The organism is Microbacterium azadirachtae, assembly GCF_025583665.1.
GTDB lineage: Bacteria > Actinomycetota > Actinomycetes > Actinomycetales > Microbacteriaceae > Microbacterium > Microbacterium azadirachtae.
On record NZ_CP099706.1, the window covers coordinates 3497729 to 3519267 of the forward strand.

The 21539-nt window shown below is 71.0% G+C and carries 19 protein-coding genes; 2 read left to right on the forward strand and 17 right to left on the reverse strand.

The features are described 5' to 3' along the window. Positions 1 to 8: 8 nt before the first annotated feature. From NFX31_RS16510 to NFX31_RS16535, 6 genes are all read right to left on the reverse strand, one after another. Positions 9 to 1772, reverse strand: a complete 1764-nt coding sequence (locus NFX31_RS16510) for a TolB-like translocation protein (protein WP_262956291.1) — start codon at positions 1770 to 1772, stop codon at positions 9 to 11. Next, positions 1762 to 2610 carry a TIGR03943 family putative permease subunit gene (locus NFX31_RS16515; RefSeq protein ID WP_262956292.1) on the reverse strand — a complete coding sequence of 283 codons (849 nt, stop codon included), beginning with the start codon at positions 2608 to 2610 and terminating at the stop codon, positions 1762 to 1764. The genes NFX31_RS16510 and NFX31_RS16515 overlap by 11 nt, the downstream gene beginning before the upstream one ends. Beyond that, positions 2603 to 3670, reverse strand: coding sequence for a permease (locus NFX31_RS16520; RefSeq protein WP_374700549.1), 1068 nt, complete (start codon positions 3668 to 3670; stop codon positions 2603 to 2605). The genes NFX31_RS16515 and NFX31_RS16520 overlap by 8 nt, the downstream gene beginning before the upstream one ends. 13 nt (positions 3671 to 3683) lie before the next feature. Further along, positions 3684 to 4082: a Fur family transcriptional regulator gene (locus tag NFX31_RS16525; protein WP_045250842.1), complete on the reverse strand. Its 399-nt coding sequence runs from the start codon at positions 4080 to 4082 to the stop codon at positions 3684 to 3686. Between the two features lie 266 nt (positions 4083 to 4348). Next, complete coding sequence (locus NFX31_RS16530) at positions 4349 to 5674, reverse strand: coiled-coil domain-containing protein (RefSeq protein WP_262956293.1); 1326 nt, start codon at positions 5672 to 5674, stop codon at positions 4349 to 4351. Positions 5675 to 5913: 239 nt separating this feature from the next. Further along, positions 5914 to 6495 (reverse strand): TetR/AcrR family transcriptional regulator, encoded by a 582-nt coding sequence (locus tag NFX31_RS16535; RefSeq protein ID WP_262956294.1) that lies wholly within the window; start codon positions 6493 to 6495, stop codon positions 5914 to 5916. Between the two features lie 117 nt (positions 6496 to 6612). On the opposite strand from NFX31_RS16535, the gene NFX31_RS16540 reads away from it, so the two are divergent. Further along, on the forward strand, positions 6613 to 7299 hold the full coding sequence (locus NFX31_RS16540; RefSeq protein ID WP_045250840.1) for a DUF899 family protein: 687 nt from the start codon (positions 6613 to 6615) through the stop codon (positions 7297 to 7299). Here NFX31_RS16540 and NFX31_RS16545 read toward each other — a convergent pair. The 8 genes from NFX31_RS16545 to NFX31_RS16580 form a co-directional block, all read right to left on the reverse strand. Continuing rightward, positions 7296 to 8690 carry a YibE/F family protein gene (locus tag NFX31_RS16545; protein WP_052674323.1) on the reverse strand — a complete coding sequence of 465 codons (1395 nt, stop codon included), beginning with the start codon at positions 8688 to 8690 and terminating at the stop codon, positions 7296 to 7298. The two genes, NFX31_RS16540 and NFX31_RS16545, sit on opposite strands and share 4 nt — an antisense overlap. Beyond that, positions 8687 to 9568, reverse strand: coding sequence for a metal ABC transporter permease (locus tag NFX31_RS16550; protein WP_262956295.1), 882 nt, complete (start codon positions 9566 to 9568; stop codon positions 8687 to 8689). Before NFX31_RS16550 ends, NFX31_RS16545 begins: the two co-directional genes overlap by 4 nt. After that, a complete protein-coding gene (locus NFX31_RS16555) occupies positions 9565 to 10404 on the reverse strand; it encodes a metal ABC transporter ATP-binding protein (RefSeq protein WP_045250838.1) in 840 nt (279 codons plus the stop codon). The genes NFX31_RS16550 and NFX31_RS16555 overlap by 4 nt, the downstream gene beginning before the upstream one ends. Next, positions 10401 to 11327, reverse strand: a complete 927-nt coding sequence (locus NFX31_RS16560) for a metal ABC transporter solute-binding protein, Zn/Mn family (protein WP_045250837.1) — start codon at positions 11325 to 11327, stop codon at positions 10401 to 10403. Before NFX31_RS16560 ends, NFX31_RS16555 begins: the two co-directional genes overlap by 4 nt. Positions 11328 to 11502: 175 nt before the next feature. Next, positions 11503 to 13182 carry a glycoside hydrolase family 13 protein gene (locus NFX31_RS16565; RefSeq protein WP_262956297.1) on the reverse strand — a complete coding sequence of 560 codons (1680 nt, stop codon included), beginning with the start codon at positions 13180 to 13182 and terminating at the stop codon, positions 11503 to 11505. A 72-nt stretch (positions 13183 to 13254) separates the two neighbouring features. Continuing rightward, positions 13255 to 14142, reverse strand: a complete 888-nt coding sequence (locus NFX31_RS16570; protein WP_045250835.1) for a carbohydrate ABC transporter permease — start codon at positions 14140 to 14142, stop codon at positions 13255 to 13257. Further along, positions 14142 to 15053: a carbohydrate ABC transporter permease gene (locus tag NFX31_RS16575; RefSeq protein WP_045250834.1), complete on the reverse strand. Its 912-nt coding sequence runs from the start codon at positions 15051 to 15053 to the stop codon at positions 14142 to 14144. The genes NFX31_RS16570 and NFX31_RS16575 overlap by 1 nt, the downstream gene beginning before the upstream one ends. Further along, positions 15050 to 16327, reverse strand: coding sequence for an ABC transporter substrate-binding protein (locus NFX31_RS16580; RefSeq protein WP_091477990.1), 1278 nt, complete (start codon positions 16325 to 16327; stop codon positions 15050 to 15052). Before NFX31_RS16580 ends, NFX31_RS16575 begins: the two co-directional genes overlap by 4 nt. 162 nt (positions 16328 to 16489) lie before the next feature. Between NFX31_RS16580 and NFX31_RS16585 the strand changes: the two genes are divergently transcribed. Continuing rightward, a complete protein-coding gene (locus NFX31_RS16585) occupies positions 16490 to 17755 on the forward strand; it encodes an ROK family protein (RefSeq protein WP_262956298.1) in 1266 nt (421 codons plus the stop codon). A gap of 51 nt (positions 17756 to 17806) precedes the next feature. Here NFX31_RS16585 and NFX31_RS16590 read toward each other — a convergent pair whose 3' ends face one another. From NFX31_RS16590 to pdhA, 3 genes are all read right to left on the reverse strand, one after another. Further along, positions 17807 to 19147 (reverse strand): dihydrolipoamide acetyltransferase family protein, encoded by a 1341-nt coding sequence (locus tag NFX31_RS16590; RefSeq protein WP_091477988.1) that lies wholly within the window; start codon positions 19145 to 19147, stop codon positions 17807 to 17809. A 131-nt stretch (positions 19148 to 19278) separates the two neighbouring features. Beyond that, positions 19279 to 20286: an alpha-ketoacid dehydrogenase subunit beta gene (locus NFX31_RS16595; RefSeq protein WP_045250832.1), complete on the reverse strand. Its 1008-nt coding sequence runs from the start codon at positions 20284 to 20286 to the stop codon at positions 19279 to 19281. Next, positions 20283 to 21434: a pyruvate dehydrogenase (acetyl-transferring) E1 component subunit alpha gene (pdhA, locus tag NFX31_RS16600; RefSeq protein ID WP_262956299.1), complete on the reverse strand. Its 1152-nt coding sequence runs from the start codon at positions 21432 to 21434 to the stop codon at positions 20283 to 20285. The genes NFX31_RS16595 and pdhA overlap by 4 nt, the downstream gene beginning before the upstream one ends. Between the last annotated feature and the right edge of the window lie 105 nt (positions 21435 to 21539).

A 21539-nucleotide genomic window follows, 5' to 3' on the forward strand; every position in this document is an offset into this window, starting at 1 on the left:
CCCGCGCATCACCGGTGCGGCGCCTGCGCGCACCACGACGGATCGAATCCCGCGAGCACGACGAGCTCCTTGCCGCTCTTGGTGTCGAGGATGTGGGTCTGCATCGTGGTCGGCAGCGGCAGGAGCGACTGGTCGTACGGGTTGTTGACGAGCTTGGGCGCCACCACGATCGCGCTGTACTGCCCGCTCGGTGACGGGCAGGCCTGCATGATCGCGTCGGATCCGGTCACGCTGAACAGCTTCACGGCCTTGCCGTCGTCGGCGACCCGCGTGACGATCTGGCCGGTCGGCAGCCCGGTGGCGTCGCGGGTGGCGACCTGTCGCAGCGTTCCTCCGGGGAAGGGCGCGATCGTGCCCGGCACGCCGAAGTCGGGCGTCGAGGCCGCGAGCGGCTTCTCGGATCCGTCGGCGAGGTTCAGCTCGATGAGGTCGGGCCCGCGGCTGACGATCGCGGTGTAGGTGCCGCGCGTGATCCCCTCGATGGTCTGGGCCGCGCCGAGGGCGGTCGGCTTCGCCTTGGCGTCGGTGCGGTCCTCGACGTACAGCGCCCCGGTGAAGTCGATGAAGAGCGCGGAGGACGAGTCGGGCACGAACGCCCACTGCCCCACGCTCGGCTGCTTGCCGGCCAGCGACACGATCTGCGGGTCGCCGTCGCCCGTGAGCGACTGCGTCACGAGGACGCTCGCGCGCCCGCTGGTCGCGCTGACCCCCTTGTCGGTGAACGTGTAGCCGACGAGGTTGCCGCGCTCCGAGACCTGCAGCGACGAGAGGAACCCCGGCCCGGGGAGCTTCAGCGTGCGCTCGTTCTTGCCTTCGCGGTCCATCACGAGCAGCGCAGAGACACCGTCCTTCTCGGTGGCCACGACCAGGTGGTCGGCCGTCGCGCGGAAGTCGTCGATCTTCTCGTGCTGCACGATCGGGACGGCGTTCTTCCCGCCGAGGTCGGTGTGGAAGATCGTGTCGTCGCCATCGGCGTTGCGCTGCAGCAGGAACATCGACGACTTCGGCGTCTGGAACGTCGCCTGGAGGGTGCTGCGCCGCTGCTTGTCGGTGCCCGTCACATCCTTCACGGTCACCGTGTAGTTCGTGTCGTCGTCGAGCGGAACGGTGAAACGCACGCCGAGGTTGCGCCCCGACGTGTCGACCGTGAACGGCGTCGCGGGACTCACCGACACCTGAGACGGCTCCACCTTCGCCAGCGCCTGGCTGGCGGTGATGATCATGCGCGTGCCCGACGCGTCGATCGCGGCCTGGGCGTCGACCTTCACGCTGCTGATCCGCGGCCCCTGCAGCAGCGTGATCACCCCGAACCCCGCGACCACGAGCACGAGGATGCCGAGCACGGCGCCGAGGATCAGCGGGAACCGGCGGCGGGTCCTGATCGGCTCGGGGGTGGGGTGCGGCTCCCATGCCGGCGGCACGAGGCGCGGATCGGATCGGGCCCCGTCTGCGGCGCCGGATGCCGAGCGTCGCGGACCGGGACCGGCGGAGACGTCGACCGGGGCGGGAGGCACGGGAACGGGCGGCACCTCCGGGGCAGGCTCAGGGGCAGGCGCCGGCGAGGCGGGCAGGTCGCGCGGGTCGATGACCGGCGCGTCGTCCGGGGTGACCGAGGCCGCGGGCACCGGTTCGAGCGAGGCGGGCAGCTCGGGCGCTTCCGGGGCGGTCGAGCCGGCCGGCTCACCCGAGGGCGCCGCGGCCTCCTCCTCGGCGGCACGACGAGCGCGCAGTTCGGCGCGGGTGAGGGGACGATCCGCGTCGTCAGTGCTCATAGGGGTCCTTCGGCTCCGGGATCTTCGACACGCTGGCCGGCACGATCGAGAGCTTGCCGTCCGCACTCGCGCGGACGGTCCCCTTCACCTGGATCCAGTCGCCCACAGCGTACTGGCCCTGCCAGCCGGTGATCTGCACCGGCACCGACGCGGGCTGCGCGTCGAGCACGCAGTGCGAGATCACCATGCGCGTCAGGTGCGCCTGATCCTTCGCGGAGCCGCTGGGCGTGAGGAAGCCGGTGAGCGTGACGGACGATCCGTCGTACTTCTCCGGACGGGATCCGGTGGCGAACACGCTGGCCCAGCCGCCGATCCCGAAGGTGCTGGTATCGGTGTTGGCGCCGAGGGCCACGTTGTCGGCGCCCGCGAAGAGCACATTGCCCATCGGGGCGCGCTGCATCGCCATGTCCACGGACAGCGAGGCCGGCGGCAGCAGCAGCGCCCCGGCGACCACCCCGGTGGCGATCACCCCGCCGGTGGCGCCGGCGACCACGCCGACGACGCGACGCGCCGGGCGGGGGTGCGCGTGCTCATCCGCGTGATCGTGGCCGGCGCCCGCGTCGCCGTGGTCGTGGCCGTGCTCCTGCTCGGCGCCGAGGGGCAGCGCGCACGACCACACGACGCCGATGAGCGTGGCGATCGCCGCGGCCACGGCGAACCACACCGTCTCGGGGCTGATGTAGAGGGTGAGCCGTCCGGTCGCCGCGAGCGCGAGCGTGGCCACGGCCAGCGCCGCCGCGAGCCCGGCGCCCAGCCAGCGGGTGCCGAGGGCCTGCAGGCGCGACGGCTCCTGCCCCTCGTGCGTCTCGGAGGCGGGTCGGACGGTCGTGTCACGCAAAGACGTTCACCCCGATCCCCAGGGCGAAGCCGAACAGGATCACGATGCCGACGATCCCGGCGAGCGTGCGCGCGGTGAACGTGGTGCGCAGCAGCGCCATCATCTTGATGTCCACGAGCGGGCCGACCAGGAGGAAGGCGACGATCGCGCCCGGCGAGAACGTCGACGCGAACGACAGCGCGAAGAACGAGTCGACGTTCGAGCAGATCGCGACCGAGATCGCGAGGGCGATCATCGCGACCACCGACAGCAGCGGATTGGATCCGATCGCGAGCAGCACGTCGCGAGGCACCAGCACCTGCACGGCGCCGGCGAGCGCGGATCCGACGATCAGGGCCGGCATCACCGCGCGCAGCTCGATGAGGAACTGCGCGAGGCTGCGCCGGATGCCCGATCCCTGCTCGTGCACGACGACGTCGCACGTGTCGCGGAACCGCGCGGTCAGCAGCGCATCCGGATCCGGGTGCCGGCTGTACACCCAGCCGATGAGGTTCGCGACGAGGTAGCCGCCGACGAGGCGCGCGACGAGGATGCCGCCGTCGAAGCCGAACGCCGCGTGGGTGGTGAGGATGACGATCGGGTTCACGATCGGCGCCGCGATGAGGAACGTCAGCGCCTCGGCGGGCCCGAGGCCGCGCATCATGAGTCCACGCGCGAACGGTACGTTGCCGCACTCGCAGACAGGGATGAGCATGCCCAGCAGCGACAGCACCGCGCGGCGAGCCCATCCGCGCTTCGGCAGCACGCGCTCGATGACGCCGGCGGGCAGCCACACCTGCACGGCGATCGAGAGCACCACGCCGAGGATCACGAACGGCAGCGCCTCGAACAGCACGCTGAGCGACAGCGTCAGGCCGTCCTGCAGGCGGTTGGGCAGGCGGGCGGAGAAGAGGTGCGGCGCCAGGGCGTCGATCGCGATCAGAGCGCCGACCACGACGACGCCGATCACGGCGCCGATGAGGGCCGTGCGCCCCGTCAGCCGCGGCGGCGGTGTGCGCAGGGCGTGCGGCGTCGCCGCCCCGTCTCGCGCGGCGGTCGCACGGCGGCCGGGGGTGGTCAGGGTCACGCGGGGATCACTCCTGAGCGGCGTCGGCGCAGCTCGCGCACAGTCCGAAGATGTCGACCACGTGCTCCGCGTCGCGGAAGCCGTGCTGGGCGGCGGTGCGCTGCGCCCACTGCTCGACGTCGGTGGCCTCGATCTCGACCGTCCGGCCGCAGGATCGGCAGATCAGATGGTGGTGGTGCCCCGCGCTGCGGCACGCGCGGTACAGCGCCTCCCCCTCGGGGCTCTGCAGCGAGTCGGCCTCGCCGGACGCGGCCAGGCCCGCGAGAGCGCGGTACACGGTGGCGAGGCCGATGCCGGTGTTGGCCTCGCGCAGGGTCGCGTGCAGAGTCTGAGCGCTCACGAAGCCGGGGGCGTCCGAGAGCTCCTCGCGCACGCGTTCGCGCTGCCACGTGTTCCGCTGGGCCATGCCTCGAGTCTAGAGCGGCCCGCTGGCGTGCGGCTGGGAGCGGGATATCCGCAACCTTCGAGCGCCCCGGGAGCGATGCTGTCCGGGAGGCCGCGTGCCGGATCCGCCCCGAGCTTCGTCGTCACGGGATGGAAAACCCCGCCGCCAGCCTCGCGGAACCTGCGAAAACCATCTCGCCGGGATGCGGAACCGCGCCACAAGATGGAAAACGCCGCCCCGGGGCACCCGGCAGCGGCGTTTTCCATCGCGGCGCGCTCGCGCCCGGATCAGGCCTCGGCGTCCTCCGCGGGCGACTCGACCTCGGACGCCGCGGGCGCCTCGGACGCCTTGTCGTCCTCGGCCGCGGGGGCGGATCCGGATGCCTCGCTGCCGAGCGCGCCGTCGGGGCGGATCAGCTCGCGCACCTCGGCCATGAAGCTCGTGAGCTGCTGCTGCTGCCAGCGCAGCTGGCGGGCCCGGTCGTCTGCATCGCGCACGACGTTCGCGGTGTGCGCGGTGACCATGTCGACGATCTTCTGCGACTTGGTGCGGGCACGGTCGAGCGTCTCGCGAGCGCGCACCTGCGCCTCGGCCTCGATCGCCTGGGCCTGCGAGCGCATCAGCCGCTCGTAGTCGTCGGCCTTCGCCGAGATCCGCTCGGCGTGGGCCAGGGCCGCGGCGACCTGCTCGTTCGCGTCGACGGTGATGCGCTCCGCGTGCGCGACGGCCTGGTTGTGCAGCACGAGGAACTCCTGCTGCGCGTCGTCCTGGCGGCGGGTGAGCGACTCCTCCATCTCCAGCACGCGCGCGTTCATCTCCCGCACCTCGCGCTCGGCGGCGACGCGCAGGTCCGTGGTCTCGCGGGTGACCATCGCCCGCAGGGCCGCGGCGCCCTTCTCGGCCTCGGTGCGGATCGAGTGCGCCTCCTGCTCGGCGTGGTTCACCTTCTCCGCCGCGTGCGCGGCCTCGCGCTCGACCTGTGCGGTGTGCGCGGTGAACTCGGTCTCCATCTTGAGGCGCACCTGGTCGGCGTCGCGCTCGGCCTGCGCCGTGATGCGTGCGACGTCGGCGTCGAGCTCGGCGCGCTTGGCGGCCGCCTCGTCCCGCGCGGCCTCGAGCAGGCGCTCCGCCTGCACCGCGGCGTTCTGGATGAGCACGCTGGCCTGCTCCTCGGCGACGCGCAGCACGGTCTCGAACTGCGACCGCGACGTGGCCTCGTCGATGTCCTCCTGGGATCCGGCGAGCGCCGTGCTCAGCGACTGGATCTGCTGGGCGGACTCGGCGATCTTCGCGTTCGCGGCAGCCAGATCGGCCTCGAGCTTCGCGGCCCGCTCCTCATGGGCGGCGGTGGCCTTCTCGAGCTCGCGGCGGTGCTTCTCGGACGCCTTGTCCAGCTCACCGCGCAGGTGGGCGTCGGTCTTGGCGCTCGAGTCGGTCGCGCGGCGCAGCTCCTCCTTGAGGGCGGTGAGGTGCGCGTCGACCTCCGCCTTGTCGTATCCGCGGAAGCCGATCGTGAAGGCCTGCTGGCTCGACGGCGAATCGAGGAGCTGATCGAAGAAGTCGCCCTGCGGCGGCTGCTCCTGGGATGCACGGTTCTCGGTCGCCTCGGCCACGGGCAGCGCCTTTCTGCTCACCCCTCCCACGCCCTGGCAGGGGGAGTGCCGGGGAGGATGGATGCGGAGGGGGATTCGCGTCGTCCGGCGTCCTTGGGTGCAGGGCCGTGGTCCGCGCGAGTCCTGACGATCCTAACCCGGGCTTCCCTTGTGTCGACAGGGCCGGCGCGACGCGGGCGCGGAACGATCGGCGGATGTCCGGCGATGCGCATGCGGGAGACGAGCCCTGCAGCGCCCCGTCACCCGGCGCCGACCTGGATCCCCGCGATCACCGCGCGGATCGCGGCATCGCCGCGCCGACTCTGCTCCGCGCGGTCCAGCCCCGCCAGGGGGCCGCGCAGGCACAGCTCGGCGAACCCGTGGACCGTGGCCCAGCATGCCCAGGCCGCGTCGTCGCGCTGCGCCTCGGGCAGCGCACCGTCGGCGACCAGATCGTCGAGGGCCGCCGTCAGCGCCCGGAACGCCGGCGCCTGCGCCGTGGTCGCCGGCTCCGGCGGGCGGATCCCGAAGAAGACCACGCCGAACCAGCCCGGCTCGTCGAGGGCGAAGTCGATGTAGGCGGCGCCGATCCGGTGCAGGCGCTCGGCGGGCGATCGCTCGGGGGCGTCGGTCATCGCCGCGGCGAGCCCCTGCTGGATCGCCGTCGCGGCCGCGTCCAGAAGGGCCGCCCGATTCGGGAAGTGCCGGTACGCGGCGTTCGGCGAGACCCCGGTGCGCCGCGTGGCCTCGCGGATCGTGATCGCCGCCGGCCCGCCTCCGCGGCCGAGCGCGACGGCCGCCTCGACGAGGGCGGTGGCGAGATCCCCGTGATGGTAGGCCATCGGATCCCCTCCCCCTCTTGAGTCGTCGCCGGGCGATGTGTACGGTGTGAACATAGCAGATGTGGACGCCGTGAACATCGGCGCCCGAGCGACCGGAACCGACCATCGGAGGATGTCATGACCGCTCTGCCCCCTGTCGTCGACGAGCAGACCTGGCGCGAAGAGCTCGCGCAGCTGCGGATCCGCGAGAAGGCCGCGACCCGGGAGCAGGACGCGATCGCGGCCGCCCGGCGGCGGCTGCCCGCCGTCAAGCTGCCGCCGTACACGCTCATCGCCGAGGACGGCAGCCGGGTGAGCCTGGCCGACGTGTTCGAGGGCAAGAGCCAGCTGGTCACCTACCACCACATGTGGACGGACGGCGCGACCTGGCAGTGCCAGGGCTGCACCGGCCTCACCTCCCAGTGGACCCGCACGGGGCACATCGAGGCGCAGGACGCCCGCTTCGTGATCGTCACGAACGGACCGATGGACGAGATCCTCGCCTACAAGAAGCGCGTCGGGAACCGGATGACCTGGTACTCGTCGGCGGAGTCGTCCTTCGGCGCCGACGTGGACGCGGGCCCGGGAGAGGGCTTCGGCTTCAACGTGTTCCTGCGCGACGGGGACGACGTCTACCGCACGTGGCACACCGACGGCCGCGGCGCCGAGCGCTTCAGCGTCGCGTTCGCGATCTCCGACGTGCTGCCCTACGGCCGCCAGGAGGAGTGGCAGGACGTGCCGGACGGCTGGCCGCAGGATCCGACGTACTCGCGCTGGGTCAGCTCGCAGGACGTCGCAGCGCTCTACGGAGAGCCTGTCGCCTAGCCGCCCGTACGCGGATCCGGCGCCACGATCGTCGGCGCCTCGACGGTGCGCAGCGTGCGCAGCCACTCCACGGTGTCGGCGTCGTCCTCGCCGAGCGGCGCGGGGAGGGACTCCCCCGTCACGGCCGAGCGGGGAGGCAGGAGCGCGACCGCGATGGCCGTGGTGAGAGGCACCGCGAGCACGAGCCCGATGCCGCTGCAGAGGGTGCGGACGATCTCCGTCGCGATGTCCTCGAGCCCGAGCATGTTCATCATCGGCTGGTCGTAGACGTAGAGGAGCAGCACGACGCTCAGCGACGCCCCGACGTAGGCGAACACGATCGTGTAGATCGTGGAGGCGATGTGATCGCGTCCGATGCGCATCGCGCGGCCGAACAGCTGCCGCCGGGAGAGCTCCGGGGCGACGGCGCGCAGCTCCCACACGGCCGAGCTCTGCGTGATGGTCACGTCGTTGAGCACGCCCAGCCCCGCGATGATGATCGCGCACGTGAGCAGGCCCTGGAAGTCGACCTGCGGCACCATCGGGGCCAGGAAGCCGGCGCTCTCGTCGATGCCGCTGAGCCGGGTGGTGCCGACCGCCAGCTGCGCCAGGATCGCGGTGATCGCGACTCCCGCGAGCGTGCCCGCGAGAGCCGCGCTGGTGCGCAGGGACAGCCCGTGCGCGAGATAGAGCACGACGTAGAGGATCGCGGACGCGCCGACGAGGGCGACCGCCATGGCGGGCTCCGCGTGCAGCAGGGCGGGCAGCAGGAACATCACGATCATCGCGCCGCTGAACACCAGCCCGACGAGGGCGAGCAGTCCGCGCAGGAGCCCGACGACGATCACGACCAGGGCGAACAGCCCGACCCACACGGCCAGCGGGACGGTCCTGACCACGCCGAACGCCGAGATCCCCGGATCCACGCCGCCCGGCTGCACGATGCTCGAATGCGTGGGCAGGGCGATCACCATCAGCTCGAGCCGGTCGCCGGGGTGCAGGCCGGCGCGGGCGAACGGACCGTTCAGCATGATCCTGACCGTCTCGCCCGCACGGGCGCCGTCCTCGATCCTGACCTGCGCGATCGCGCAGGCCGCGGGAGATGCTCCTCCCGCACCGGATCCGCCGGTCGCGCCGGAGCCCGTCCCGCCGCCCGAGGGTGCCGGCGGCCCGGGTGTCGCGCAGTCGGACATCCGCAGGATCTCGCCGGTCGGGTACGTGGTCTTCGCGACCGAGGAGCCGGACGTCGGGGTCCCTCCGGGACGCTCCGCGGACGGCCAGAGCAGCAGCAGCCCGGCGATCGTCGCCACGCCGACGACGATCAGCACCGCGAGCAGGATGCGTTTCGGCGTCCGAGCCACCTCGACGTGCCGGAGCGCCGCGGAGTCATGCCCGTGCCCGTGTGCGCTCATTCGGTGCGCGCCGGGGCCGGGGCCGCGCGCACGACACGATCCCGCCGGGATCCGATCGCGCGGCAGACGAGGTAGATCGCGAACGAGACCGTCGTGATGTACGGGCTCACCGGCAGCGTGCCCATCACCGCCAGGAGGATGCCGCCGACCGCGGAGACCACGCCGAAGACGGCCGCCAGCACCGGCACGGCCAGAGGGCCTGAGCGCACCCGCATCGCCGCGGCGGCCGGGGTCACCACGAGCGCCATCACCAGCAGCGCGCCGATGATGTGCACGGCGACCGCGACCACGAGGCCGAGCAGCAGCATGAAGGCGAACGAGACGCCGACCGTGGGAACGCCGCGGGCGGCCGCGGACTGCGGATCGAGGGAGTCGAAGCGCAGCGGGCGCCAGATGATCAGCAGGCCCAGCAGCACGAGCGCGCAGATCCCGGTCAGCCAGCCCAGCTGCTCCGACTGCACCGACACGATCTGCCCGGTCAGCAGGCTGAACCGGCCTGCCGCACGCCCGTTGTAGAGCGATAGGGCGAGGATCCCGACACCCAGCCCGAACGGCATGAGCACGCCGATGATCGAGTTGCGGTCGCGCGCGCGGGCGCCCAGCCAGCCGATCATCGCCGCGGCAATGAGGGATCCGACGATCGAGCCGGTGACGACATCGACGCCCACCAGCAGCGCGACCGCGGCGCCGGCGAAGGAGAGCTCGCTGATGCCGTGCACGGCGAAGGCCATGTCGCGCTGCATCACGAACACGCCGATGAGGCCGCCGACGAGACCGAGCACGGCTCCCGCCCAGACCGAGTTCGAGACCAGGGCGAGGATCTCGCCGTACTGCGACACGCCGCCGAACATGGCCTGGACGATGTCCGGGAGGTTCATGCGTGCAGCTCCTCGTCGGGTCCGTCGTGGTGGTGCGCGGCGCTCTCCGCATCCGGCGCGCCGACGACGACGAGCCGGCCGCCGACTTGGGACACGAACACCGGAACCCCGTAGAGGTCGGAGAGCACGCGGGTGGTCAGCACCTCCCGCGGGGTGCCGAGCGTGAAGCGGCCGTTCGCGAGGTACAGGATCCGGTCGACGATGTCGAGCACGGGGTTGATGTCGTGGGTGACGAGCAGCACGCCGGCGCCGGTGCGGCGATGCCGGTCGATCAGCTCCACGACGGCCTGCTGGTTGGCCAGATCGAGGCTCGTCAGCGGCTCGTCGCAGAGCAGCAGCCGGGGGTCGTCGGCAAGAGCCTGCCCCACGCGCAGCCGCTGCTGCTCGCCGCCGGAGAGGGTGCCTGCCGGGCGGTCGGCGAAGGACCGGGCGCCCACCGCCGCGACCAGCGCATCGACCCTGGCGCGGTCGCCGCGCCGCGGGATCGGGAAGCCGAACCGGTGCCCGTCGACGCCGAGCGCGACGAGGTCGCGGCCTCGCAGCGACGTCTCGGCGGGCAGTGGTCGCGCCTGCGGGAGATAGCCGATGCGGCGGTTCCCGCGCCGGCGCACCGGCTGGCCCACCGCCTCGATGGTTCCCTCGGAGAGCCCCTGAAGGCCGAGGATCGCGCGCAGCAGGGTGGTCTTGCCCGTCCCGCTGGGGCCGAGCACCGCGACGAGCTCGCCGGGGGCCACGTCGAGGTCGAGTCCGCTCCACAGCTCCCGGTCGTCCCGGCGGATGCCTGCGCCGCGGATCCGCAGCAGCGGAGCGGCCGGAGAAGCGGCGGGAGAGGTCACTTGTCGAGGTTACGCGAGAGCGTGTCGATGTTGTCCTTCATCCAGGTCAGGTACGTCTTGCCGTCCGGCACCAGCTCGGTGACCTCCTGGACGGGCACGCCCTTTTCCTTCGCGACGCCGATGATCTTCGTGGTCTCAGCACCTCCCGCCTGGGCGTTGGCGAACAGCGCCTTGACGTCGCCCGACTCGACGAGGTTCGTCGCCTCGAGCAGCGTGGCGGGCGGGACGTCCTGCCCCTCTTCGACCGCGTGGCTGAACGCCTCGGGAGTGACGTTCACCAGGCCCGCCGCGTCCGTGAGGTACAGCGGAACCGGCTCGGTGACGAAGATCTTCTCACCCTGGTGCGCGCTCTTGATGGTCGCGAGCGAGGAGTTCAGCCCCGAGATCCCCGTCTCGAACGTCGCCAGGTTCTTCTCGAAGTCCGCCTTGTGCGCCGGGTCGATCCCGCTCAGCTCGTCGGCGACCTTCTTCGCGACGTCCTCGACGACCGCCGTGTCGTACCAGACGTGCTCGTTGAAGCCCTCGGCGGTCTTCATCCCGTCCTCGCCCTTCGGCCAGCTCGGCGCGAACGTCACCGCGGTGACCACCGGTGCCTTGCTTCCCGACTTCGAGACCAGGTCGCCGAAGAACGCGTCGTAGCCGCCCCCGTTCTGCAGGATCAGCTTCGCCCCGCGCACCTTCAGCTGATCGGCGGCGGTGACCTCGTACTCGTGCGGATCCTGCGACAGCGACGCGATGACGGAGGTGACCTCGACGTGCTCGCCGCCGATCTCCTTCGCGATGTCGCCCCAGACGTTGGTCGACGCCGTCACCGCGATGGTCCCGCCGCCGGAGGACGATCCGGGATCCGCCGTCGCGGAGCAGCCCGCGAGGGCGAGGATCGTGGCGGCGGCGAGCGTGAGGGCGGCGAGGGGCTTCTGCATGTCCTCGACACTACGTTAAATGAGAATCATTATCAAAACGGATCTCAGGCGAATCGGACCAGGTCGTTGAGCGGGCGCAGCAAGACGAGACGCGGCACCCCCGTAAGGGCACCGCGTCTCGTCTCCCGCCCGCGGCGTCAGGGCTCGCTCGCCGACGCCGACCGCCGAACTCGGCTCAGCCGCGCAGCCAGACCGTGGTCTCGGCGGGCACCGCGCCGTCGACGAGCTCGCCGAGCACCGGCGCCTCGCCCTCGGCGAGCGCGAAGGGCTCCGTACCGAAGTTCGTGACGACCTGCCATCCGTTCGGCCGGACGAAGCGCAGCACGTCGTCACGGCCGGTCTCCATCCACTCCAGGCTCTCGCCGGTCTGCAGCTCGTGCCGCAGCGCGAGCGCACGACGATAGGTGTTCAGCGACGAGGCGGGGTCGGCGTCCTCCACGTCCACCGCGTAGTCCGCGAACCAATCGGGCTGCGGGATGTGCGCGCCCGCGGCGCCGAAACCGAAGGAGGATCCGGTTCCGGTCCACGGCAGCGGCACGCGGCATCCGTCGCGGCCGAGGCCGTCGCGCTCCGGATCCGCGCCCCGGAAGAACGCCGGGTCCTGCCGATCCTCGGCCTTGATGTCGCCCACCTCGTGCAGGCCCAGCTCCTCGCCCTGGTACAGGTAGGCGCTGCCGGGCAGGCCCAGCAGGAACAGGGAGGCCGCGAGCGCCTGCCGGCTGCCGCGCGCGAGGTCGATCTGGTCGGCCGGGGCGCCGGCGAGGATCCAGGCCGAGCCCTGCTTGGCGAGGCTGCCGCGCCGCGGGGCGAGGCCGTAGCGGGTCGCGTGCCGCACCACGTCGTGGTTCGAGAGCACCCAGCTCGAGCTGGATCCGGTCGCCGCGCTCTGGGCGAGGTTGTCGGTCACGATGTGCCGGAACTGCGCGGCGTCGAAGTCGGCCTCGAGCAGGTCGAAGTTGAACGCCTGGCCGAGCCCCTCGGGGGTCGCGTACTTGGCGCGGCGCTCCGGCGTCGCCACCCACGCCTCGGCCACGGCGATGCGCGGCGGGTCGTACTCGTCGAACACCTGACGCCACTCGCGGTAGATCTCGTGCACGGCGTCGCGGTCCCACAGCGGGTGCTGACCGTCGGTGGTGTCCATCGCGTCGAGCTCGGCCTGGCTGGGCAGAACGGCAGGCAGGTCCTTGCTGAGCCCGTGCGCGACGTCGATGCGGAACCCGTCGACGCCGCGGTCCGACCAGAACCGCAGGGTGTGCAGGAACTCGGCGTGCACGTCGGGGTTGTCCCAGTTGAAGTCGGGCTGCTCGGTCGCGAAGTGGTGGAAGTACCACTGCCCGTCGCCCACGGGCTCCCACGCCGGACCGCCGAAGATGCTCGCCCAGTCGGCGGGCGGCAGTTCGCCGTTCTCGCCGAGTCCGTCGCGGAAGATGTAACGGTCGCGCTCGGGCGACCCCTTGCCTGCGGCGAGCGCCGCGCGGAACATCTCGTGGCGGTCGGACGAGTGGTTGGGCACGATGTCGACGATCACCTTGATCCCGCGCTCGTGCAGCGCGGCGACCATGTCGTCGAAGTCGTCGAGCGTGCCCAGGCGCGGATCCACGTTCCGGTAGTCGTCGACGTCGTAGCCGCCGTCGGCGAGCGCGGACGGGTAGAACGGGCTCAGCCACACCGCGTCGACGCCGAGCCCGGCGAGGTAGTCGGCCTTGTCGGTGACGCCCCGGATGTCGCCCAGTCCGTCCCCGTTCGAGTCGGCGAAGCTGCGCGGATAGACCTGGTAGACGACGGCCTGGCGCCACCAGGCGGCGTCGTCGGATCCGAGCACGGGGACTCCGGCGGCGAGGACTGCATCGGTCATGGAAGAGAGCTCCTTCGGTGTTGCGGTCTTGTGCGGGCGGAGGCGCCCGACGGATGAGAGCCGGACGGGCGGTCAGCCCTTCACGGCGCCCTGGGTCACGCCCTCCATCACCCAGCGCTGGGTGAACAGGTAGGCGACGATCGCGGGGGCCATGGCCATCAGGTACGAGGCGAAGGCGACGTTGTAGTTGCTGCTGAACTGATTCTGGAACAGGTTCTGCCGCACCGGCAGGGTCTGCAGCGACGGATCCGAGATGATCAGCGACGGCATCATGAAGTCGTTCCACGCGTAGAGGAAGGCGAAGATGCCGACGGTCGCGCTCATCGGCCCGAGCAGCGGGAAGATGATCCGCCAGAAGGTCTGCCAGGTGCTGGCCCCGTCGATCCGCGCGCTCTCCTCGAGCTCGAGCGGAAGGGAGCGCAGGAACGCCGTGAACAGCAGCACGCTGAAGCTGAGCTGGAACATCGTCGCGAGCAGGATCACCCCGAACGGATTGTCCAGGTGCGCGAGACCGGTCAGTTGGATCTGCGGCAGCGCCACCACCGGGAACGGGATGAACATCGCGGCGAGCAGGTAGAAGAACGAGTACCGGAAGAGCCGGTGGTCCCAGTTGCGCACGATCGCGTAGGAGGCGAACGCGGCCAGCACCACGGTCAGGAACACGGTGCCCGCGGTCACGAGCAGCGAGACTCCCGCCCCGACGGGGAACTTCGTGAGGTTCCACGCCTGCACGAATCCGTCGAGCGTGAACGGAGCCGGGAACGAGAACGCATTGCCGTCGACCGACTGCTTCGACGTCTTGAACGACATCGCGATCGTGACGTACAGCGGGATCAGGACGGTGGCGGTGCACAGGATCAGGATGATCGTGCCCGACCAGTTCACCCGCTCCCTGCGGATCCGGGGCTTGCGGCCCGTGGTGGTGAGGGCCTCGATGGTGAGGAGGGTCTGCGTCGACATCAGAGTGCGTTCCTTCCGCGGGTCACGGACAGCTGCAGCAGGGAGATCAGGATCGCGACGAGGAAGAAGATCGTCGCGTTCGCCATCTGATAGGCGTAGTCGCCGCCGTTGAACCCGGCGATGATCGTCATCGCCACGCTCCGCGTCGAGGTGCCGGGACCGCCGTCGGTGAGGCCCTTGATGATGTCGTACGCGTTCAGGAAGCCCTTGAACCCGAGCACGATGTTGATCACGAAGTAGCCGGCGACGAGCGGGACCGTGATCCGGGTGAGCTGCTGGAGCTTACTCGCGCCGTCGAGGTCCGCCGCCTCGTACACGTCCCCGGGGATCGAGAGCAGGCCCGCGATGTAGATGAGCAGGGTGCCCGGGATCGCCTGCCAGGCCGTCACGATCACGATGCCCACCCACGCGAGGTCGGGGTTGGCGAGGATGCTCGTCGACAGCCACGGGATGCCGGTCGCCGTCCCGAGCGCCGGGATCGAGTTCGAGAACAGGAAGTTGAAGACGTAGGCGATGATGATGCCGGAGATGACCATCGGGATCACGAAGATCGCGCGCAGGCCCGTCTTGAAACGGATCCGCGAGACGAGCCCGACGGCCAGCAGGAAGGCGAGCACGTTCACCACGATCACGGTCACGACCGAGAACCCGAAGGTGAACAGGTAGCTCTGCAGGATCGCCGGGTCGCTGAACGCCGCGATGTAGTTGGTGAGCCCGTTGAAGCTCCAGGTGCCGATCCCGATCGAGTCGGTGAAGCTGAAGAAGATGCCCATCACCGCGGGCACCGTGATCGCCAGCGTGAACAGCACGAGCGTCGGCAGCAGGAACAGGTAGTAGATCGGCTCGACGCGCTTGCTGCTGCGACGGACCGTGCGGTCGCCGCCGGTGACGATGGTGGTTGTCGCGGTCATTTCGTCGTGCCCTTCGTGTCGCTCGGGAGCTTCGGGGCGAGGAAGGCGGCGCGCGCCCAGTCCGCGTCCATCGTGCGCAGGGTGCCGTCGACGCTGCCCCCGAGGGCGATCGCCTGGACGTAGTTGAAGACGGGGATGGTCTTGGGCACCAGCACCGACGCGCCCTGATAGACCGCGCCGTCGGTGTAGTACGGGATCATGCCCGCGATGCGCGGATCCGTCGGCAGAGTCGCATCGGTCGTCGGCGCGAAGCCGAGCTGGGACGCGTTGTAGGCGTCGATCACCTCGGGCCGGTAGAGGTAGGCGAGGAAGTCGCGCGCGGCCTTCTGGTGCTGCGACCCCGTCGGGATCATCGCCGCGAGGTCCATGTTCACGCGGACCTTGAGATCCTTCGGATCGTTCGTCATCGGCAGCGGGAAGCTGCCGAGCTGCAGGTCGGGCGACGTCTTGGCGATCTCGCCGAACGCCCACGGGCCCTGGAGGTACATCGCGCCCTTGCCCTGGGCGAACGCGAGGTTGCCGTCGACATACGCCTGGCTCGCGGCGTTGGGCTGCGTGTAGTCCTTGATGAGCCGGGTCATCTTCTCGACCGGCTTCGCGAAGTCCTTCGAGAAGGAGGTCTGCGCCTTCGGTCCGACCGCGGTCCCCTCCTCGTTCAGTTTCTTGAAGAAGTCCACGACCGGCACCTCTCCCCCGACCGCGTAGTCGTACCAGCCCTGCCCGATCGTCCAGTTGTCCTTGAACGTGCCGTAGAACGGCGCGACCCCGGCGGCCTTGAGCCTGTCGCACGCGGCGATCAGCTCGTCCCAGGTCTTCGGGATCTCGATGCCGTGCTTCGCGAAGATCTCCTTGTTGTAGATCACCGAGGCCGCCATCACGGAGTACGGCAGCACGGTGGTCCTGCCCGGGCACACCCCGTACTGATCGAGCAGGGGCTTCAGGTCCTCACGGATCCGTCCCGCCTCCGCCGTGTCGGAGAGGTCGGTCAGCGCGCAGCGCTGCACGAACCGGGCGACCTCGAAGTTGTAGTTCGCGAGCATCAGATCCGGCGGGTTGCCGCGCACGAAGCTCGCCGAGACCACGTCCACGCCGGAGGTGTCGATCTCCACCCGCACCTTGTCCTGCGACGCGTTGTAGTCGTTCACGACCTTCGTCATGAAGTCGATCGCCTCGCGCTTGCTGAATGTGAACCGCACGGTCTCGCGACCGTCGGCGGGCGCGCATCCGGCCAGGGTCGTCGCCCCGATCGCGAGGGCCGCGGCGACCGCGACCATCCTCGCGATTCGCGTTCTCTTCCCAGACACCATCGTCCTCATCCCTTCCGGGATCCGTCCGCGCCATCGGATCGGATCTTGTTCCGGAGATTAGATTTTGTGCCCGAATCAAATCGGGCAAGGGATACTCTGACAGAAGCCCACCCGAGAGGTCAAGCACCGATGCCGAGATCCGCCGCGTCCGACGCGCCCCCCGCCGCCCCCGGCGCGGCCGGGGCTCCCGGCGCTCCCGGTGCTCCCGGCGGCAGCCGACCGAGCCTCGGGCAGGTGCTGGACTTCGCCTGGGGCCGCGGCCCGTTCACCGCCACCGAGGCGATGGCCGGCGCCTCGCTCACCCGGTCGACGACGATCGACGCGATCGACACGCTGGTGGAGGCGGGCGTCGTGCGCGAGCTGCCCAACGCCCGCGACGCGGGCCAGTACTCGGCCGGGCGACCGGCACGACGGTTCGAGCTGCCCTCCGATGTCGGCGCCGTGATCGCGATCGACGCCGGCGACACCCACCTCGGCGTGACCGTGACCGACCTCGCCCGCATGCCGCTCGCGCACCGGCGCACCGACCTGGATCGGCACCACACCGTCGGTCAGCGCCGCGCGGTCATCCTGCAGCACCTCGACGCGGCGCTGGCATCCAGCGGCGCCCCCCGCGACCGCGTCCTCGCCCTGTGCGCGGGCGTCGCGGCCCCGGTCGCACGGAACGGCTCATCGCCGCCGCACCCCGACGGGTTCTGGGAGCGCACCAATCCCGGCCTCGCCGAGCTCCTGGCGGGATGGGCCCCCGTCGTCGAGATCAAGAACGACGCCGTGCTCGCGGCCGCCGCGGAGGGGGATCTCGGCGAGGCCGTGGGCTGTCGCGACTACATCGCTCTCGTCGCCGGGGAGCGGTTCGGCGCCGGAGCGGTCGTGGACGGGCACATCCTGCACGGCGCGCACGGCGGCGTCGGCGAGATGGTGCTCTTCGACCACGTGCGCGGGGTGGACTCGGCCGACGGACTCGGCCCCACGATCACCCGCATCGCCGGTGAACTGCTCGCCTCGGGAGACGCGGCCGCCGACGGAGCGCTGGCCCGGCTCGCCGCGGAAGGCCTCACCGCGGACCGGGTGCTCGCCCTGGCGGAGACCGGGGACGCCGACGCGTCCCGCGTCGTGCGCGACACCGGCGCCTTCCTCGCCCGCGTGGTCGCCGTGCTCGGCAGCACCTACGACCCGGAGCGCGTGATCGTCTGCGGTGCGATCGCCGAGAGCATCCAGCCGGTGCTCGACGCGGCGCGCGACGTGCTGCGCCCGCTGCTCGACCTGCCGGCGCCCGCGATCCTGCGCTCGAAGCTCGGCGCCGACATCGTGCTCGCCGGCGCGGTCTCCACGGCGCTGGCCGCCGCACGGACGGTCGGCCTGCCGCAGCTCGTGGCACGCCGGCTGCAGGGCTGAGAGCCGACCCGGCCGGATCCGGGATCCGGAGTCCGGGGTCGGGATCCGGTCTCAGTCCACCAGCAGCGCGGGCTCCTCGAGCACGGCGGCGACGTCGGCGATGAAGCGGCTCATGCCGTCGCCGTCCACCACACGATGGTCGAAGGATCCGGCGACGGTCGTCACCCAGCGCGGACGCACCTCGCCGTCCACGACCCACGGCTTCTGGCTGATCGTGCCCATCGCCACGATGCCGGCCTCTCCGGGGTTGATGATCGGGGTGCCCGCATCCATCCCGAACACGCCGATGTTGGTGATCGTGATGGTGCCGCCCTGCTGGTCGGCCGGCGTCGACTTGCCCTCGCGGGCGGTCGTGGTGAGCCGGTTGAGCGCGCGGGCCAGATCCTTCATGCCCAGATCCTGCGCGTCCTTGATGTTCGGCACGAGCAGGCCCCGCGGGGTGGCGGCGGCGATGCCGAGGTTGACGTAGTGGCGCACCGCGATCTCGGCGCCGTCGGCGGTGTCGATCCACGCCGCGTTGACCATCGGGGTGCGGCGCACGGCCCAGATCACGGCGCGCGCGACGATCAGCAGCGGCGACACCTTGATGTCGGCGAAGTCGGGCGACGCCTTGAGGCGCTTCACGAGCTCCATGGTGCGGGTCGCGTCCACCTCCTTCCACACCGTCACGTGCGGGGCGGAGTAGGCGCTCTGCACCATGGCCGACGACGTGGCCTTGCGCACGCCCTTGACCGGGATCGACTCGGTGCGGCTCTCGTCCGCGCCGATCGAAGCGCGCGAGGGCGCGATCCCGCGCGCGAGTCCGACCGGCGCGGGTTGCGGCGCAGGCACGGTCTCCTCGCGCACGGCACCCCATTCGGGGGTCTGGATGTTGCGGAACACGCTCGCCTGCTCGGCGTGCTTCATCACGTCGTCGCGGGTGACCTCGCCGTCGGCGCCCGTCGGGGTGACCTGGGTGAGGTCGACGTCGAGGTCGCGCGCGAGCTTGCGGATCGGGGGCTTGGCGATGACGCCGACGGTGGAGCGCACCGGCCGCTCGGCGGGGCGACGGCGGCGCGAGGTCGCCTCGGTACCGGATCCGTAGCCGACGAGCACGGATCCGGATCCCTCCGCCGCCGGAGCCGCCGGCGCCGGGGCGGCCGCCTCCGGAGCGCCGGTCAGGAACGTGATGATCGGGGTGCCGACGTCGACCGTCTTCCCCTCCGGCACGAGCAGCTCGCCGACCGTGCCGGCGTGCGGCGAAGGCAGCTCGACGAGCGACTTGGCCGTCTCGATCTCGCAGATCACGTCGTTGACCGCGACGGCGTCGCCCGGGGCGACCCGCCAGGTGACGATCTCGGCCTCGGTCAGGCCCTCGCCGACGTCCGGGAGGGTGAAGGTCTGGGTGCTCATGGTCGGGATCCTTTCCGCTCAGCCCCCCTTCCTGAACCTGACGCAGGAGATCCTGCAGGTCAGCGGGCGGATGGAGGCTGAGTGTGACGATTCTCCTGCGTTGTTTTCAGGAAGGGGAGGAGACGGGGCCGTCAGTACGCGAGCGACCGGTCGACGGCCTCGAGGATCCGGTCCGGATCCGGCAGGTAGGCGCCCTCGAGCTTCGCGGGCGGGAACGGGGTGTCGTAGCCCGACACCCGCAGCACCGGCGCCTCGAGCGCGTAGAACGCCCGCTCCATGACGGTCGCTGCGATCTCGCTGCCGAGGCTCACGAAGCCCGGCGCCTCCTGCGCGTAGACCATCCGGCCCGTCGATCGCACCGAGTCGAGGATCGGCCCGTAGTCGACCGGCGACAGCGAGCGCAGGTCGACGACCTCGCAGCTGGTGCCCTCGGCCTCGGCGAGGGCGGCGGCCTGCAGCAGGGTCGAGACCATGGCGCCGTGCCCGACGAGAGTGACGTCGGATCCGCGACGCACCACGCGCGACGCATGCAACGGCAGGGCGGGGGCGGCGAGGTCGACCTCGCCCTTGGGCCAGTACCGGCTCTTCGGCTCGAGGAAGATCACCGGGTCGTTCGAGGCGATCGCCTCCTGGATCATCCAGTACGCGTCGTTCGGCGTCGACGGCGACACCACGCGCAGGCCGGGAGTGTGCGCGAAGTAGGTCTCCGGGCTCTCCTGGTGGTGCTCGACCGCGCCGATGTGCCCGCCGTACGGGATGCGGATCACGATCGGCATCGAGAGCGCACCCTCGTGCCGGGCCGTGATCTTGGCGAGCTGTGTGGTGATCTGGTCGAACGCCGGGAAGACGAAGCCGTCGAACTGGATCTCGACGACGGGGCGGAATCCGCCCATCGCGAGGCCGATCGCGGTGCCGACGATGCCCGACTCCGCGAGGGGGGTGTCGAGCACGCGCTGCGGCCCGAAGTCGCGCTGCAGGTGCTCGGTGACGCGGAACACGCCGCCGAGGGCGCCGATGTCCTCGCCCATGAGGAGGACGCGCGGGTCGTCCTCCATCGCCTTGCGCAGGCCCGCGTTCAGCGCCTTGCTGAACGGCATCGTCTCGATGCGGGTGCCGGTGGTGGTGTCGACGGTGGTCATCGGATCTCCTCCTGCCGTCCGGCCGCCGCGCCCGAGCTGAACGAGGCCTCGTACTGCTGGTGCCACGCCTTCTGCTCGGCCATGAGCGGGTGCGGATCGCTGTACACGTTGTCGAAGATCGCATCGTGACCGGGCGCGACGAGCTCGAGGGTGCGCACCCGCAGATCCTCGGCCGCGTCGGCCGCCTCCGCCTCGACGTCGGCGAAGAAGGACTCCCCCGCGCCGCGGTTCTCGAGGTACGCGCGCATGCGGGCGATCGGGTCGCGCTGCGCCCACTCCTGCTCCTCGGCGCTGCCGCGGTACTTGGTCGGGTCGTCGCTCGTGGTGTGCGCGCCCATGCGGTACGTCACGGCCTCGATCGCCCGCGGGCCGTCGCCGGCACGCGCCTCGTCGAGCGCCCGCCGGGTGACGGCGTAGCTGGCGAGCACGTCGTTGCCGTCGACCCGCACCGAGGGGATGCCATAGCCGATGCCGCGCTGCACGAGCGGCACGCGCGACTGGGTGCTCACCGGCACCGAGATCGCCCAGTGGTTGTTCTGTAGGAAGAAGACCTCGGGGGTGCGGTAGCTCGCGGCGAACACCATCGCCTCGTGCACGTCGCCCTGGCTCGAGGCGCCGTCGCCGTAGTAGACCATGACGGCCTCATCGCGATCCGGGTCTCCGGTGCCGCACTTGCCGTCGAACACGAGCCCCATCGCCAGACCCGTGGCGTGCAGGGTCTGCGAGCCGAGCACGAGCGTGTAGATGCGCGTGTTGCCGTTGCGCGGATCTGTGGGATCCCAGCCGCCGTTCGAGGTGCCGCGCATGAGCTTGATGATGTCGACCGGGTCCACGCCCCTGATGCGGGTGACGGCGTGCTCGCGGTAGGACGGGAAGATCGTGTCCTGCGGGCGCGCGGCACGAGCGGATCCGACCTGCGCGGCCTCCTGCCCGCGGCTCGGCGGCCACAGCGCGAGCTGGCCCTGGCGCTGCAGGTTCGTGGCCTGGGTGTCGATCGCGCGGATCGCGACCATGTCCCGGTAGAGCTGCTCGAGCTCGCTGTCCGGGAGCGCGTCGATGAGGGGCAGATACTGCTCGGCCGCGGCGTTCGGGGCGTAGCTGCCGTCGGCGTCGAGGACGCGGACGACGGGGATATCGGCGTCAGTCACCTTGTCTACGCTAACCGAGGTTTCCGGCTTCGCAGTGGAGGGTGCACACAAACGATCCGATGGGTCCTGTCACGATCCCCACGGACGTATGCAGCCTCGCGGATA

What these genes read in the sequence shown, in the direction of transcription:
- NFX31_RS16510 (WP_262956291.1), bottom strand. Translation starts at nt 1,772, where the DNA reads ATGAGCACTGACGACGCGGATCGTCCCCTCACCCGCGCCGAACTGCGC.
- NFX31_RS16525 (WP_045250842.1), bottom strand. Translation starts at nt 4,082, where the DNA reads ATGGCCCAGCGGAACACGTGGCAGCGCGAACGCGTGCGCGAGGAGCTC.
- NFX31_RS16535 (WP_262956294.1), bottom strand. Translation starts at nt 6,495, where the DNA reads ATGGCCTACCATCACGGGGATCTCGCCACCGCCCTCGTCGAGGCGGCC.
- NFX31_RS16540 (WP_045250840.1), top strand. Translation starts at nt 6,613, where the DNA reads ATGACCGCTCTGCCCCCTGTCGTCGACGAGCAGACCTGGCGCGAAGAG.
- NFX31_RS16545 (WP_052674323.1), bottom strand. Translation starts at nt 8,690, where the DNA reads ATGAGCGCACACGGGCACGGGCATGACTCCGCGGCGCTCCGGCACGTC.
- NFX31_RS16550 (WP_262956295.1), bottom strand. Translation starts at nt 9,568, where the DNA reads ATGAACCTCCCGGACATCGTCCAGGCCATGTTCGGCGGCGTGTCGCAG.
- NFX31_RS16560 (WP_045250837.1), bottom strand. Translation starts at nt 11,327, where the DNA reads ATGCAGAAGCCCCTCGCCGCCCTCACGCTCGCCGCCGCCACGATCCTC.
- NFX31_RS16565 (WP_262956297.1), bottom strand. Translation starts at nt 13,182, where the DNA reads ATGACCGATGCAGTCCTCGCCGCCGGAGTCCCCGTGCTCGGATCCGAC.
- NFX31_RS16570 (WP_045250835.1), bottom strand. Translation starts at nt 14,142, where the DNA reads ATGTCGACGCAGACCCTCCTCACCATCGAGGCCCTCACCACCACGGGC.
- NFX31_RS16575 (WP_045250834.1), bottom strand. Translation starts at nt 15,053, where the DNA reads ATGACCGCGACAACCACCATCGTCACCGGCGGCGACCGCACGGTCCGT.
- NFX31_RS16580 (WP_091477990.1), bottom strand. Translation starts at nt 16,327, where the DNA reads ATGGTCGCGGTCGCCGCGGCCCTCGCGATCGGGGCGACGACCCTGGCC.
- NFX31_RS16585 (WP_262956298.1), top strand. Translation starts at nt 16,490, where the DNA reads ATGCCGAGATCCGCCGCGTCCGACGCGCCCCCCGCCGCCCCCGGCGCG.
- NFX31_RS16590 (WP_091477988.1), bottom strand. Translation starts at nt 19,147, where the DNA reads ATGAGCACCCAGACCTTCACCCTCCCGGACGTCGGCGAGGGCCTGACC.
- NFX31_RS16595 (WP_045250832.1), bottom strand. Translation starts at nt 20,286, where the DNA reads ATGACCACCGTCGACACCACCACCGGCACCCGCATCGAGACGATGCCG.